The 14,922-nt window shown below is 62.8% G+C and carries 13 protein-coding genes and 2 tRNA genes; 5 read left to right on the top strand and 10 right to left on the bottom strand.

Going from position 1 to position 14,922, the window contains the following annotated elements; all coding sequences use genetic code 11:
• Positions 1–114 precede the first annotated feature (114 nt).
• Both M1D89_RS11070 and M1D89_RS11065 read left to right on the top strand, forming a co-directional pair.
• The gene (locus tag M1D89_RS11070) at positions 115–834 is read left to right on the top strand and encodes an IclR family transcriptional regulator (protein ID WP_014922101.1); all 720 of its coding nucleotides are present in this window, start codon (positions 115–117) and stop codon (positions 832–834) included.
• A gap of 1 nt (position 835) precedes the next feature.
• Entirely contained in the window at positions 836–1,372 is a 537-nt protein-coding gene (locus M1D89_RS11065) for a DUF1697 domain-containing protein (protein ID WP_498650941.1), read from the top strand.
• An 11-nt stretch (positions 1,373–1,383) separates the two neighbouring features.
• Here the strand turns inward: M1D89_RS11065 and M1D89_RS11060 are convergent, their stop codons facing one another.
• From M1D89_RS11060 to M1D89_RS11015, 10 genes are all read right to left on the bottom strand, one after another.
• Positions 1,384–3,003 (bottom strand): GTPase, encoded by a 1,620-nt coding sequence (locus M1D89_RS11060; RefSeq protein WP_498650500.1) that lies wholly within the window; start codon positions 3,001–3,003, stop codon positions 1,384–1,386.
• Positions 3,000–4,781, bottom strand: a complete 1,782-nt coding sequence (locus tag M1D89_RS11055; protein ID WP_498650498.1) for a dynamin family protein — start codon at positions 4,779–4,781, stop codon at positions 3,000–3,002. The genes M1D89_RS11060 and M1D89_RS11055 overlap by 4 nt, the downstream gene beginning before the upstream one ends.
• A gap of 108 nt (positions 4,782–4,889) precedes the next feature.
• Positions 4,890–4,962: transfer RNA gene (locus M1D89_RS11050), tRNA-Glu, on the bottom strand.
• Positions 4,963–5,089: 127 nt separating this feature from the next.
• Positions 5,090–5,161: transfer RNA gene (locus tag M1D89_RS11045), tRNA-Gln, on the bottom strand.
• A gap of 137 nt (positions 5,162–5,298) precedes the next feature.
• Positions 5,299–6,027, bottom strand: coding sequence for an HAD family hydrolase (locus M1D89_RS11040; RefSeq protein ID WP_498650497.1), 729 nt, complete (start codon positions 6,025–6,027; stop codon positions 5,299–5,301).
• A 14-nt stretch (positions 6,028–6,041) separates the two neighbouring features.
• Positions 6,042–7,562: a glutamate--tRNA ligase gene (gene gltX, locus M1D89_RS11035; RefSeq protein WP_498650495.1), complete on the bottom strand. Its 1,521-nt coding sequence runs from the start codon at positions 7,560–7,562 to the stop codon at positions 6,042–6,044.
• Positions 7,563–7,685: 123 nt separating this feature from the next.
• On the bottom strand, positions 7,686–8,462 hold the full coding sequence (locus tag M1D89_RS11030) for a fumarylacetoacetate hydrolase family protein (protein ID WP_011775161.1): 777 nt from the start codon (positions 8,460–8,462) through the stop codon (positions 7,686–7,688).
• 23 nt (positions 8,463–8,485) lie between these two features.
• Positions 8,486–9,283, bottom strand: a complete 798-nt coding sequence (locus M1D89_RS11025; protein WP_498650493.1) for an MBL fold metallo-hydrolase — start codon at positions 9,281–9,283, stop codon at positions 8,486–8,488.
• 431 nt (positions 9,284–9,714) lie between these two features.
• Complete coding sequence (locus M1D89_RS11020; protein WP_498650491.1) at positions 9,715–10,827, bottom strand: branched-chain amino acid aminotransferase; 1,113 nt, start codon at positions 10,825–10,827, stop codon at positions 9,715–9,717.
• A gap of 119 nt (positions 10,828–10,946) precedes the next feature.
• On the bottom strand, positions 10,947–11,999 hold the full coding sequence (locus tag M1D89_RS11015) for a 3-isopropylmalate dehydrogenase (RefSeq protein WP_498650489.1): 1,053 nt from the start codon (positions 11,997–11,999) through the stop codon (positions 10,947–10,949).
• A 135-nt stretch (positions 12,000–12,134) separates the two neighbouring features.
• Between M1D89_RS11015 and M1D89_RS11010 the strand changes: the two genes are divergently transcribed.
• The 3 genes from M1D89_RS11010 to M1D89_RS11000 all read left to right on the top strand — a co-directional run bounded on the left by M1D89_RS11010 (position 12,135) and on the right by M1D89_RS11000 (position 14,919).
• Positions 12,135–13,319, top strand: coding sequence for a sensor histidine kinase (locus tag M1D89_RS11010; RefSeq protein WP_498650487.1), 1,185 nt, complete (start codon positions 12,135–12,137; stop codon positions 13,317–13,319).
• 3 nt (positions 13,320–13,322) lie between these two features.
• A complete protein-coding gene (locus M1D89_RS11005) occupies positions 13,323–14,036 on the top strand; it encodes a response regulator (RefSeq protein ID WP_498650485.1) in 714 nt (237 codons plus the stop codon).
• An 88-nt stretch (positions 14,037–14,124) separates the two neighbouring features.
• Complete coding sequence (locus M1D89_RS11000; RefSeq protein WP_498650483.1) at positions 14,125–14,919, top strand: ABC transporter ATP-binding protein; 795 nt, start codon at positions 14,125–14,127, stop codon at positions 14,917–14,919.
• Positions 14,920–14,922: the final 3 nt, after the last annotated feature.

Below are 14,922 nucleotides of genomic sequence, written 5' to 3'. Positions count from 1 at the left end.
CCCTTCACTGCGGTTGGCTTGTTGCGTTGTTCTTGTTCCACTGAAGCAGCACCGCCGCAAAATAGGCCAGCGAAACAACTTGCATCTCAGATATTGAGACGGCAATATCATTACATGGACAATTCTAGTGGAGTCGGTGTCATTGATAAAGCGGCCCAAGTACTCGATGCTCTTGAGGCAGGGCCCACGACTCTCGCGCAACTTGTAGCAGCCACGGGCCTTGCCCGGCCTACAGTTCACCGGCTCGCGCTGGCTCTGGTTCACCATCGACTGGTGAGCCGCGACATCCAAGGACGCTTCGTCCTGGGAAGCCGGTTGGTGGAGCTCGCGTCCGCTGCCGGTGAAGACCGGCTGATTGCCTCCGCCGGACCCGTTCTCATTCAACTCCGGGACGCCACAGGCGAAAGCGCGCAAATCTTCCGCCGCCAAGGCGACTGGCGCGTCTGCGTGGCCTCCGCAGAACGTCCCATCGGCTTGCGGGACACCATTCCGGTGGGCACCCAGCTCTCCATGAAGGCAGGCTCTGCGGCGCAGGTCTTGCTGGCATGGGAAGACCACGACCGCCTCCTCGAAGGGCTGCAAAACGCCCGCTTTACCCCCACCGTCCTTGCAGGCGTACGACGCCGGGGCTGGGGTCAGAGCCTCGGCGAACGCGAGCCCGGGGTCGCCTCGGTTTCAGCCCCCGTTCGTGGACCGTCAGGCCGGGTCATCGCGGCTGTGTCCATTTCAGGTCCGATTGAACGCCTCACCCGCCAGCCGGGCCGCCTTCACGCCGAGGTGGTTTGCAACGCCGCCCGGGTTTTGACCGAAGCCCTGCGCAAGAACAATGACTAGCCTGAGTAACTACGCCGTATTCCTCCGCGGCATCAATGTGGGCGGCATCAACATCAAGATGGCCGATCTCACATCAGCCCTCAAGGACTACCCGTTTACCAAGGTCAAGACCCTGCTGGCCAGCGGAAATGTGGTGCTTCAAAGTGAACTCAGCGCCAAGGACGTCAAGGTCCAGTTCGAGAAGTGCCTAAGGGAGACCTTTGGTTACGATGCCTGGGTGGTTGTCCTCACTGCCGCACGGCTAGCGGAATTGGTGGACGCGTGCCCGTACCCGGCGGACGACAAATCCACGCACAGCTACATCACCCTCACCTCCGACACAGCCATGCTCGATGAACTCTTTCAAGCAGGCGAAGCGCTGGACGGCGTGGAACAAGTGCGGCTGGGCCCGGAAGCCTCCGCATGGCTGGCTCCCGCCGGCGGGACGCTGGACAGCCCTTTCAGCAAGCTCTCCGCCAAGGCACGCTACAAAGCCAGCACGACGACAAGGAATCTGCGAACGCTCATCAAAGTAAGGGATGCCGCTGCAGCCCTCTAAGCTGCACAGCCCTAACCGGAGCGGGCGGCCTTCAGCGCCGCGTTGAACGCTTTCAAACGCGTGATTTCCACCTCGACAGGCTCTACGATCCGTTGCTCGGCAACTACTGCCACGGCGGCCTTCAAACGCTTCGATGCCCCCGATGCCCTGACCCGGGCAGCCCAGCCTCCAAGAATCCTTCCAGTGATGGCAAGGACGATTCCCAGCACCACTCCCCCGGCAACCATTAGCGTAGGCCAGGGCCACCCTTCTGTTCGTGGGACCTCGGGCACTGGCATTTGGAAGTAGCCGAGTACGGCCAACACACCCAGCCACCCAAGGCCGCCTGCTGCGAGCAGAAGCGCAATCCATTGAAGGGTATTGAAAAGGATCCACCACAGGGGACGTTTGCCCGTCTTCAAGTCGGTGCCCGCAATTGCTTGATCCAACGCGTCAGGCAGCTGCTCCCGCCCGTCCCTTGCCACGCTGCGGATAGCCGCCCGCCAAGGACCGGGCGCGCCGGCCGACGCCTCATCCGCAAAGTCCCTGACGGCAGCATCTGTCCGTGCCCGCTCGGGCGCACCCGCAGGCGGTAGCGACGTCCGGCTCAGTTCAGGCTTGGTGTCATCCCGGCCCAGGTTCAGCCTCCGCAAGGGGTCGGGTCGGAAACGCAACAGCCACCGCGTGACGGGCCACCCGGTCCTCTTGGCCGACTCACGCGCGAAAGATCGCTGCACGGCGTCCACCACCACCGGTACGTTTGCCGCCGTCGACAGCTCCGACGCGAGGCGGGCCTTCGTGTTTCCCTTGATGCCACGGGCTTCGCCCTCGCCGGAGGCCCGGGCGAGTTCCGCCGCGGCCTTGGTGACGTCGGCTGAAAGGCGCTGTGTTGTTGCCTCCCGTTGGACCACGACGTTCCTGATTGCCCCGCGGAGAGTCGGGACGCCGTCGCCGGTTAGCGCCGAGGCACTGAGGACCCTCACTTTGCCCAGTCCGTCCCGCGCCAGAATCCCTTCCAAGGAGTGCATCACGGCGGCTGCATCGTCCGGGCTGAGTTTGTCCACCTGGTTCAGGACAACCAGCGTGACGGCACCGTGGGAGGCCATGGGCCGAAGGAAGTCATTATGCACAGCAGCGTCGGCGTACTTTTGCGGGTCCAAAACCCACACCAGCACATCCACCATGCCCACCATGCGCTGAACAATCTCCCGGTTTTCTACCCTGGTGGAATCGAAGTCGGGCAGGTCCAGCAGCACCAGGCCGCTGTTCTCGTCTGCGAGCCCAGGAACCGGCGGAAGCGTATGCCGCTCTTTGACGTCCAGCCAATCAAGCAACGGGCCGCTGCCTTCTTCGCCCCAAATGCCCGCCAACGGCGCAGACGTGGTGGGACGCCGCGCAGTGGCGGTTGCGAGCTCGCTGCCGGATACAGCATTGAACAACGACGACTTTCCGCTACCCGTCGCCCCGAAAAACCCCACCACAGTGTGCCCTGCTGACAATGACCGCCGCGACGTGGCACGCTCCAAGACCTCGTATACAGATTGCAGTTCGGGGTCCGGAAGGACGCCCTCAGCCAGTTCCCGGGCAGTGTTGAGCGATTCAAGCCTGCGCTGCAGCTGGGAAGACTCGCGGACTTGGCCGTGGCGGCTCATGCGGCCCCCGCCAGGCGGCGCAAGGTTTGGGCATGCCGGGCGAGGTCGTCTCCGGAGTTCGGATGGGCTGCTTCAAGGCGATCCAGGAACCGTTGCCTCTCGTCGTCCAGGAGCCGTTGGCACTGTGTGTGCAGATCATCCCTGGCCTGTTGGGCCAGGCGACGTACGGCATCCTCACCGAACACCGCCTCCAGCAGCTTCTGTCCAACAACGGCCGTTCCACCTGCGATACCGATCTCCAGGCCGCTCAGCCCGGCTGTCATGGAGAACACCACCACCATCAGCGCAGCGCCGAGCCCGTTGACGCCAAAGGACAACCACCGGGCCTGGGTTCGTTTCCCTTGGCCCTGCGTGCGGATCATCTCCATCAGTCCTTCCTGCCAGGACCGAATAGCTGCTGCGGCCTTCGCATCGAAACCCTCACTGGTGCCTGAAAGATCTTCGGCGCCGAGGAGTTCCCGACCCGCAGCATCCGAACGCCAGCGCCGGTCCACGTTTTCGGCTGCGTTGGCTGCTTCGTCCAGGATCACCGCCTGCAACCCGGTCTCGATCGCGGTTTCAACCTTCACAGCGGGAGCGGGTTCGCCTCGGAAGAAGGCCCCTACACGGTCCCGCATCCGGCCAATGTTCTGCTCGAGTGCCCGGAAGAACTCACCTGTTCCCACGAAGTCCTGCCAGCGCGCCAACACTTCGCCGCGGAGAAGCGCCCCGTCCTTGGTGGCCTCCAGAATGCGCGAGAGAGCTTGCTCATACTCGGCAACGCAGCTTGCCTGGAGGTCGCGGGCAGCGGCATCCTGGGCCGCAGCAGCACCCGCGATCCCCTCCAGCCGGACGCTGACGGCTTTAACTGCGCCATTCAGTGTTCGCCTGGCCACCTCCGCGCGTCCGACTGCATCGGCTGCCAAGGCACCCAGCCACTGACGCAAGCCAATTACGGACTCCTCAGGAAGCATGCCCAGTCCATCCAACGCACTCTCCGGAACGACGAAGAGCTTCGCGTCCGCCAGCCCCTGCCGGTCGAGCATTGCTTGGAGATCAGTCCTCACTTCGTCTTCCGCAGCTGCGGGCACACGGTCCAGGACCACCGCTACGGTGATATCCCGCGAAGCTGCATCCAAGAGCAGGCGCCAAGGTACGGCGTCGGCATAGCGGTTTGCCGTGGTGACAAACACCCAGAGGTCAGCGGCAGCAAGCAACTGTCCGGCGAGCCGGCGGTTGTCATCGGAGATGGAGTCGACGTCGGGCGCATCCAGAAGGGCGACTCCCTGGGGCACTGACTCATGTCCCACCAGCACCAAAGACGTGATGGCCTGAGCGTCGGGAGCGGCACCTGCCTGATGCGCCGGCAGAGGATTCGCAGATACGGTGCCGCGGATACGGTCCAAGTTGGGAAGTATCCGGTGACCTTCAAACCATTCGGCGTCCAGAGGATGATGCAGGAGGATGGGCTGGCGAGTGGTGGGCCTGATAGCGCCGGCACGGGTCACTGGGTAGCCGATCAGCGCGTTGACCAGCGTGGACTTCCCTGCGCCGGTGGAACCACCAACGACGGCCAGCAGCGGAGCGTCGAGGCTGCGGTAGCGGGGAATCACATAGTCGTCGAGCTGGGCCAGGGATTCACGGATCCACTGACGGGCCTCCCGGACCTCCGGCACCGCGAGCGGAAGGGTTGTGGCCGCAAGTTCCGCGCGGGCAGCTTCCAAGGCCTCGACGGCGGTTGCCGCACCTTGGGCAGCCTGGGTAGCCCGGGGTGTTGTCTCATCATCATTTGCGGTCACAGCATCATCATGCCAGCCCGATCCCCGTCACAGGTGCGGCGCAGGCACAGACGACAGAAATGGGGAAAAAGAAATCCCCCGGAACCGTGGTTCCGGGGGATTTGTTTGTGACCCCAGCGGGATTCGAACCCGCGTTACCGCCGTGAGAGGGCGGCGTACTAGGCCGCTATACGATGGGGCCTTGCACTTTTTGTCACCGTTTCCGGCGATCAAGCTGAATGAGTATTTCATACTTTCAGCTACGCTCCAAATCGACTCAACGACTTGAAACTTCTGAATTTCCAGCGTGTTGACGCGGATTTTCAGAGCTGGGATACCAGGACTCGAACCTAGAATGACGGTACCAGAAACCGTAGTGTTGCCAATTACACCATATCCCAAAGCGGCTTTCGGACCGGAGTTCAGTGCTTTGGTTTCCCTCAGCTTTTCCCTCCGTGCCCCTCAGCACGAGTAATGACTCTACCGGAGTCTTGCCACCTGCACAAATCGAAAAGCCGTTACCTGCATCACACGGGTTTTACGCCGGGGTAGCCGCCCCGACCAGCAACCGCGACAGCGAATCCACTTGGCGGCCGGTGAACTCCTCCACCACTTCTGCCGTCCTGTTGAGCCACACACCAACCAGGCCCGCCGCTGTTGCGCCGTCAGCATCAAGCAACCTGTTATCACCCACATAGAGGGTCTCCCCCGGACGGGTACCCAGCAGGCGCACGCCTTCGAGGTAGATTGCCGGATCCGGCTTCGGCACACCTACCGTGTCCGTACCCACGAGGATCTTGATCCTTGAAAGGCCTGCACCATCCAGCTTGGCCCGTTGGTAATCATGCACGTTGTTACTGACGGCGCCGTAGGGGATGCCGGCAGTATCGAGCGCGTCCAGTACGCCTTCGACGTCGTCAAAAGCCCGGACGTACGCCGTCTGGCGTTGGTGATACTCGGCTACCCATGCCTGGGACTCCGCGCCGTCCTGAAGCTCCACGCCAAAATGACCCAAAGCAGCCCTGCCTCGCAGCAGGCGTTGCTCGTTGAACGTCAGCTCGCCGGCCAGGTAGCGGTCGTAGAAGTGTGTGGTTTCGTGGGTGAAGATGCGCCCGAACTTCACCCACCCGGCCTGGTCCAGGCCGGGTAGGAGATGTTCACTGACATCCCGGAGTGCTGTTGTCATGGCGTACTCAAGGTCCACCAAGGTGTCGTCAATGTCGAAGAGGACACCGCGGATGGTGCCGAAAGTACTTGAGATAGCCATGACTGGTTCCGTTGCTAGCCGCGGAAGGCGCGGACACGGGCGAGTGAGGAATCCTTGCCGAGGATCACCATCGACTCGAACAGCGGCGGTGAGATCCGGCGACCTGAGATAGCGGTGCGCACAGGCCCGAACGCCGCACGCGGCTTGATACCCAAGTCCTCAACCAGAGCCTGCTTCAGAGCCGTCTGGATGTTCTCCGCTGTCCACTCCCCGATGGGTTCCAGCGCAGCCAGGGCAGCATCCAGTACTTCTTCCAGGTTCTGCGGAAGACCCTTGCGGGCATCGTCCGCAACATCGATGGCGTCATCGGCCTTGAAGAGGAAGGCCAGCATCTCGGGAGCTTCACCCAGAAGGGTGATCCGCTCCTGGACCAGAGGAGCTGCCTCAGCGAGGATTTCTTCCTGCCGCGGAGTCAGGATTTCCCCAACGAAACCAGCAGCTCGGAGGTAGGGAACCAGGCGTTCCTTGAAGTCTTCAGGCGCGAGCATCCGCACGTGTGTTCCGTTGATGGCTTCGGCCTTCTTGATGTCGAAACGGGCGGGGTTGCCCAGGACGTCATGAATGTCGAAGTTAGCCACGAGCTGCTCCACGGTGAAGATGTCCTCGTCCGCGCTCAGTGACCAGCCAAGCAGCGACAGGTAGTTGAGCAGGCCTTCGGGGATGAATCCTCTTTCGCGGTGCAGGAAGAGGCTCGACTCCGGGTCGCGCTTGGAAAGCTTCTTGTTGCCCTGGCCCATGACGTAGGGAAGGTGACCGAATTCCGGCATGTACTCGGCCACGCCAATGGCGTAAAGCGCCCGGTACAACGCAATCTGACGCGGAGTGGAGCTCAGCAGATCTTCGCCACGCAGGACATGGGTGATTCCCATGAGGGCATCGTCAACGGGGTTTACCAACGTATAGAGCGGAGCACCGTTGGCGCGGACAACGGCAAAGTCGGGAACCGAGCCTGCCTTAAAGGTAATCTCGCCCCTGACGAGGTCGTTGAATGTCAGGTCCTCGTCCGGCATGCGGAGACGGAGGACGGCCTCGCGTCCCTCGGCCTTGAACTGTGCCAGCTGCTCATCCGTCAGGTGCCGGTCGAAGCCGTCATAGCCCAGCTTCGGGTCGCGGCCGGCCGCCTTGTGGCGGGCTTCAATCTCATCGGGCGTGGAGTAGGACTCGTAGACGTGTCCCCCTGCTTTCAGCTTGGCGATGACATCCTGGTAGATGTCGCCACGCTGCGACTGCCGGTAAGGCTCGTGCGGTCCGCCAACCTCCACGCCCTCATCCCAATTGATGCCGAGCCACTTGAGGGCGTCCAGCAACTGGTGGTAGCTCTCTTCGCTGTCGCGGGCCGAGTCTGTGTCCTCGATGCGGAAGATCAGCTTGCCGCCGGTATGGCGTGCATAGGCCCAGTTGAACAGGGCGGTGCGGATCAGGCCAACGTGCGGCGTTCCCGTGGGTGACGGGCAAAAACGGACGCGGACCGGAGTCTCGGCGTTGACGGCAGGAATGGCGCTGGAGGCAGCGTTCGACGCAGAAGCAGTAGTCATAGTGGTTCCAACTTTACCGCTTGGCGATGCCTCGGATTCCCGTACGGAAACGCTCGACGGCGGCACGCGCCTTTCGTGTGAAAGGTGCGTGCCGCCGTCGAGGTTTAAGGCCTGGCTGGGAGCCTAGCGGCGAACCACCGGGTTGGAGAGCCGGCCGATGCCTTCGATTTCCACTTCAAAGCGGTCGCCTTCACTGACCAGGCCGACGCCGGCCGGAGTGCCGGTCATGATGACGTCGCCCGGAAGCAGGGTGAACGCGTGCGAAACGATCGAGACGAGCTCGCGTACGCCCCGGATCATCTGGTTGGTGCTGCCGTCCTGGCGGAGTTCGCCGTTGAGCCGGCCCTGGATGGACAGGTCCTCATGGTCGAGTTCGGTTTCGATCCACGGACCCAGCGGCGCGGAGGTATCGAATCCCTTGGCCCGCGCCCACTGAAGGTCGGTCTTCTGGACGTCGCGGGCGGTGAGGTCATTGCCGCAGGTGTAGCCGAAGATGACATCGTCCGCACGGTCCTCGGGAACGTCCTTGCAGATCCGGCCGATGACTACGCAAAGCTCAGCTTCGAAGGAAACTTCCTCGGAGAACTCGGGAAGGATGATGGGATCGTTCGGGCCGATCACCGAGGTGTTGGGCTTCAGGAAGAGCAGCGGTTGCTGGGGAACCTCGTTACCGAGTTCGGCCGCGTGCTCGGCGAAGTTCCGGCCGACGCCAATGACTTTGCTGCGGGGAATGATCGGGGCGAGGAGCCGCACGTCCTCCAGCTTGTGCTTCACATGGGTACGTTCGACGCCGTTGAAGAAGGGGTCGCCGTTGATGACAGTAATTTCCTCACTGCCGGGCTCGCCTTCAACAACGCCGTAAAGGGGATCAGAATCAACTACAAACCTGGCGATACGCATGGGCTCAAGCCTACAGTCCGGGTTTAGCTTCGGAGGTAATCCAACTGGGCCGCAACGGAAGTCTCTGCCGCCCACCTCACGGAAGGGTCGACGTCGGGATAAACGGCATCCGTGACCGCAGCGATGGATGCATCCGTACCGAGGTGTTGTAACGCCGCCCGGATTTGGTCGAGCCGCTGCTCACGGTGATCACGGTACTCACGGCACTTTTCGTCCAGGGCCGTGAGCACGGGCCCATGTGCGGGCAGCAGTGTTGCGGGTCCTATCGCTTCCAACCGGTCCAAGCTTGCAAGGTAGTCGCCTAACCGGCCATCCGGATAATCCAACACCGTGGTTCCACGGCCCAGAATCGTGTCCCCGGTGAGAACGGATCCGCTGGGGCCGTCATCCGGGAGATGGAAGCAGACGGAGTCCGATGTGTGACCCGGGGTGGCCATGACGCGGATCTCGACGCCGCCCGCCGTCAGGACCTCGCCGTCCATCAGCGGCTCGCCGCCGTGGCAATGCTCCCCCAATGCAGCACGGACAGGCGCCCCGGTGATCTGGTGAAAACGTGCGGACGCCTCAGTGTGGTCCGCGTGCCGGTGCGTGATGAGGACTACATCCACAACACCTGCCGATGCTAATGCAGCCAAATGCTGTTCATCTTCCGGGCCCGGGTCTACCACCGCCACATAGCGGGATCCGGGGGCGCCGATGACGTATGAGTTGGTACCGTCCAGGCTCATCGGGCCGGGGTTGGGTGCCAATCGGAAGCGGGTGAGTTCGCTGCTGCGTTGCAGGGAACTCTCATTGGAAGTCGCCGTTGATTCTGAAGTCACTGTCCCATCTTGGCACTGAACCGACCCCCTCTCACATCCCAAGCCCTTCCCACCAACCCTCGCTCACATACCAAGCCCTTCCCACCAACCCTCGCTCACATACCAAACCCTGCCCACCAACGCCCGACGCCGTCGTCTCACCAAGGTGCCGCCGTCGCCAATCGAAAGCCTCCCGAAGGATCTGATAGAGCGTCCGCCCCAAACCCGAAGGAGGTGAAAGAGCGTCCGCCCCAAACCCGAAGGATCTGATAGAGCGTCCGGCCCAAACCCGAAGGATCTGATAGAGCGTCCGGCCCAAATCCGAGGGAGGTGAAAGAGCGTCCGCCCCAAACCCGAGGGATCTGATAGAGCGTCCGGGGAAGCAGAACGGCGGCCCTTCCGCTTGTTGCCAAGTGGGAGGGCCGCCGTCGTGCGTTCTGTTTTTTCGGAACTTAGACCAGGCGGGTCAACCAGCCGTGGCTGTCCTCGACGGTTCCGGTCTGGATGCCCAGGAGCTGCTGGCGGATGGCCATGGTGGTTTCCCCGGCCTTCGCGTCCTCGGACCCGATGAATTCGGTGGCGTCCTTGAGCACACCGATCGGCGTGATCACAGCTGCGGTGCCGCAAGCGAAGACCTCGGTGATCTCGCCGGAGGCCACGCCGTCGCGCCACTCATCCAGGGTGATCTTGCGCTCGGTGACTTCACGGCCCATGTCCTTGGCCACCTGGATAACAGACATGCGGGTGACGCCTTCAAGGATGGTGCCGCTCAGGGCGGGAGTGACCAGGGAGCCGTCCTTCATGACGAAGAAGACGTTCATGCCGCCCAGTTCTTCTACGGCGTCGTCGTTGAAGTGGTCCAGGAACAGTACCTGCTTGCAGCCGTTCGCTTCGGCTTCCTGCTGCGCGATCAGGGAAGCTGCGTAGTTGCCCCCACATTTGGCAGCACCGGTTCCGCCGCGGCCCGCACGGGCGTACTCGCGGGAAATCCAGATGGAAACGGGCTTGAGCTCGCCACCGAAGTAGTTGCCGGCAGGAGAAGCGATGACACGGAAAGACACTTCACGGGCAGCACGCACACCCAGGAAAGCCTCCGTGGCGATCATGAACGGGCGCAGGTAGAGGGCTTCACCGTCGCCGGAAGGAACCCATTCCTTGTCAGCCTGGACGAGTTCGCGGATGGCGCCCAGGAAGTACTCCTCGGGCAGTTCCGGGAGGGCGAGGCGACGCGCGGACTTGTTCAGACGTGCCGCGTTGGCTTCAGGACGGAAAGTCCACACGGAGCCGTCAGCGTGACGGTACGCCTTAAGGCCCTCGAAGATTTCCTGGCCGTAGTGCAGGACCGCAGCCGACGGGTCCAGGGAGATGGGTCCGTAAGGCTCGATCCGGGCATTCTGCCAACCGCCATTGCCATCGGCGTCAACCTTGTAGTCGACGACGGCGGTGTGGTCGGTGAAGTAGTCGCCGAAGCCCGGGTTCGCCAGGACGGCTGCACGCTCCTCAGCAGACTTCGGGGTATCCGAAAGCTGCTGGCTGAATTCGACGCCATGGGCAGTCTGAGTCATGTTTCCTCCACAGTCAGCTACCTGGCAGGGCGAACCGGGCCCCAAAAAGGGTGTGGTTCAGCTATGGACCAGGGAAGCAGGTAAATAATTCAACACAAGCTTACGCCTGAGAAATGGGCCTAAAGTGCGGCCGCAATGGCATCGCCAATAGCAGCCGTGCTGCGTGGCTCACCGGTGCGGCTTTCGACGTCGGCGACTACTGCCGCTTCGATCTTGCGGGCCGCCGTGGTGTAGCCAAGGTGGTCCAGTAGGAGCACTGCGGAGAGGATGGCCGCGGTGGGATCGGCTTTCTGCTGTCCGGCGATGTCCGGGGCTGAGCCGTGGACGGGCTCGAACATGGACGGTGCGGTGCGGTCCATGTTGATGTTGCCCGATGCCGCCAGGCCGATGCCGCCGGTGATGGCAGCGGCGAGGTCGGTGAGGATGTCGCCGAACAGGTTGTCGGTGACGATGACATCAAAGCGGGAGGGGTCGGTCACCATGAAGATGGTAGCGGCGTCGATGTGCAGGTAGTCGTGGGTGACCTCGGGGAATTCCTGGGCCACGGCCTCAACCGTGCGCTTCCACAGATGCCCGGCGAAGACCAGCACATTGTGCTTGTGGACGAGCGTGACGTGCTTGCGCGGACGCTCGTTGGCGCGCCGGAAGGCATCGCGGACGACGCGCTCCACACCGTGAGCTGTGTTGAGGGAAACTTCCGTGGCCACTTCGTGGGGCGTTCCACCGCGCAGCGTGCCGCCGTTGCCCACATAGGGACCCTCGGTGCCTTCGCGGACCACGATGAAATCGATGGTGCCGGGGTGTGCCAGGGGGCTGCCGACGGTGCCGTACAAGCGGGACGGGCGCAGGTTCACGAAGTGGTCCAGGCTGAAGCGAAGCTTGAGCAGCATCTCGCGTTCGATGATGCCGGAAGGGATGCGGGTATCCCCCGGGGCTGCGCCCACTGCTCCGAAGAGGATGGCATCACGTGTGCGCAGGTCCGCCAGGACCTCGTCCGGGAGGGTCTCGCCGGTCTCAAGCCAGTGCTGGGCACCAAGCTTGTAGTTGGTCAGCTCAAGGGCAACGCCTTCGGCGGCTACAGCCTTTTCGAGGACCTTGACGGCTTCGGCGATGACCTCAGGGCCAATGCCGTCGCCAGGGATGACAGCGAGATTGATGGACGTTGCACTCATAGCTCTATCTAGCCAAGCAATCCACATGCTGGTCAAAATCGTCTCACTCTTCGAACACTGGCTTGCCTGTAGATCGGGTAAGAGTCAGACCACGGCATGATGTCGGCGCCGGGAGCAAGCACATAGAGTCATAGCGTGGATAGAAGGCACGAGTTATACGAATGGTTCCGGATCAACCGCTTCAAGGTTGATATGACGGCCATGTGCCTCCTCATCCTCCTGTTTGGTCCCGTATATCTGGTCGCGGACCGGCCCTGGCTGTTCCTCTTGTCCTGCAGCCTCTTGCTTCCCCTCGCATGGCGGCGCACACGCCCGGCCGTGGCGGCCGGCGTCGTCATTCTGGTGTGCCTGATCCAATGGGCGGTGGGCGCCGAACCCGTGGCGGGCCAAATCGCCGTCCCACTGGTCATCTACGCGACGGCTGCTTATGGCCCCGCGTGGGCGAGCCGCACGGTTCTTCTGGCCGGACTTTTGGGTGGGGTCATGCTCACTACCCGGCTCTTTTCAACCACAGCTGAGTCCGGCATCCTGGGCCTCACCATCGGTGCGCTCTATACCGTCCTGATTTGGATGTTGGTGCTGGTGAGCTGGACGCTGGGCGATCTCACGCGCGTACGCCGGTTGCAGCTTCAGGCTCTTGAGGATCGCACGCGCAGACTTGAAGTGGAGCAGATGCAGGAGCGCAAGCTGGCCGCCGCCGATGAACGTTCCCACATCGCCCGGGAAATGCACGACATCGTGGCGCACTCGTTGTCCGTCATCATCACCCAAGCAGACGGAGCCCGATACGCTGCCGCCGCGAAACCCGAACTCGCAACCGAGGCGCTGGCCACAATTGCGGCCACGGGACGGGATTCGCTGGGCGAGATGCGAAGACTGCTGGGCGTGCTCCGCTCCGACGACGACTCCCCTACCCGCCCTCAACCCCGGCTTTCCGATCTTGACGAACTCCTCCTCGGTTTCCGCGCCGCCACACTGCAGGTGGTGTTCGAACAGACCGGTGTACCCCGCAGGGCCCTACCAGCCGGCGCTGAACTCACGGCTTATCGAATCATCCAGGAAGCCCTGACCAACGTCATGAAACACGCAGGACCGAAGGCGACGGCGAGTGTCACCCTGACGTGGCTGGCCCGCGGCCTCCAACTGGACATCATCGACGACGGCCGGGGCGCCGCTGCTGATCCCCCCACGGCAGGAGGCGGTAACGGTCTCTTGGGAATGGGTGAGCGCGTCTCCCTCTACGATGGTTCCTTGACCGCGGGGCCTGAACAGGGCGGCGGTTTCCGTGTGTCCGCATTTATCCCGTATTCGGAGGCCTGATCCATGCCTGAAGTTCCCGCACCCATCCGGGTAGCTCTCGTCGATGACCAGCAATTGGTCCGATCGGGTTTTGGCATGCTCATCAATTCGCAGCCGGACCTTGAAGTGGTTGCTGAGGCCGGCAACGGGATCGAGGCGGTCCAAGCCCTGAGCGGCACCGCTGCCGACGTGGTCCTGATGGATGTTCGCATGCCAGGGATGGACGGCATTGAAGCGACCCGTCGCATCCTGGAACAGGCAGCGTCACAGCCCGCCGGTTCGCAGCGGGCAGATGTCAAAATCGTGGTCCTCACAACCTTTGATCTTGACGAGTACGCCCTTGCAGCCATCCAAGCCGGTGCCAGCGGATTCCTCCTGAAGGACGCGCCTCCGGAGGAACTGCTCGAGGCCATCCGCACTGTTTACCGCGGGGACGCCGTGATTGCTCCTTCCACCACCCGACGCTTGCTTGACCACGTGGCGCCGCTCCTAAGGACGCAGACACCGCAGCAGACTGAGCACGCTGCCGCCGTCGAGCGCCTTACAGCCCGAGAGCGCGAAGTGTTCCAGCTGATCGCGCAAGGACAATCGAACCCGGAAATCGCGGCGGGGCTGTTTCTTTCCGAGGCCACGGTCAAGACCCACGTAGGTCATATCCTGGCGAAGCTTGGCGCGCGGGACCGTGTCCAGGTGGTGGTCATCGCCTATGAAACCGGCGTTGTGGCCCCTGGCATCTAGCAGCTCAGACCACGGTATGAGTATGGCCCCGGAATAATGGGCCCGCGGCCCGATCCGGCTGGACTGGCAGGAAACATACCGTGGAACCATGACAACATTCACGCCTCTCCCCCACCCGTCAGGAACCGAACGACCCGCAGGCTGGGAAGACGCCAAGGCTCGTCCCGCTGTGGAGGCCCATGAGCTGACCAAGAGCTATGGCCGCGCTGATACCACCGTCACTGCCTTGAACAAGGTATCAGTGCGCTTCGATGCCGGTAAGTTCACTGCGATCATGGGGCCGTCCGGTTCCGGCAAGTCCACCTTGATGCATTGCCTTGCTGGCTTGGACACGGCCGATTCCGGACGGATTGTGCTGGGCGGCACCGAATTGACGGGGCTTAATGACCGCCAGCTCACCGCTCTGCGCCGGGAGCGGATCGGCTTCGTTTTCCAAGCGTTCAACCTGGTGCCCACCTTGACCGCCGAGCAGAACATCACCCTTCCACTCGCCTTGGCGGGAACCACCACCGACGCCGGGTGGCTGGATACCATTGTCACAGCGCTTGGGCTCAAGGATCGATTGAAGCACCGGCCGCATGAGCTCTCGGGCGGCCAACAGCAGCGCGTGGCTGTAGCCCGGGCGTTGCTGACGCGTCCCGACGTCGTGTTCGGCGACGAACCTACAGGAAACCTGGATTCAAGGGCGGGCGGGGAAGTCCTGGCGTTGCTGCGCCGGAGCAGCCAGGAGATGGGGCAAACCATCATCATGGTCACCCACGATCCCGTGGCAGCGAGCTACGCGGACCGCGTGGTGCTGATGAGCGATGGAGGCTTGGTGGGCGAGATCCACGATCCCACTGCCGACTCCGTGCTGGCTGCGCTCGGCAAGCTGGGGGCCTAAGGC

Source organism: Arthrobacter sp. D3-18 (assembly GCF_054408525.1).
This window is presented reverse-complemented; position numbering and strand designations above follow the sequence as displayed.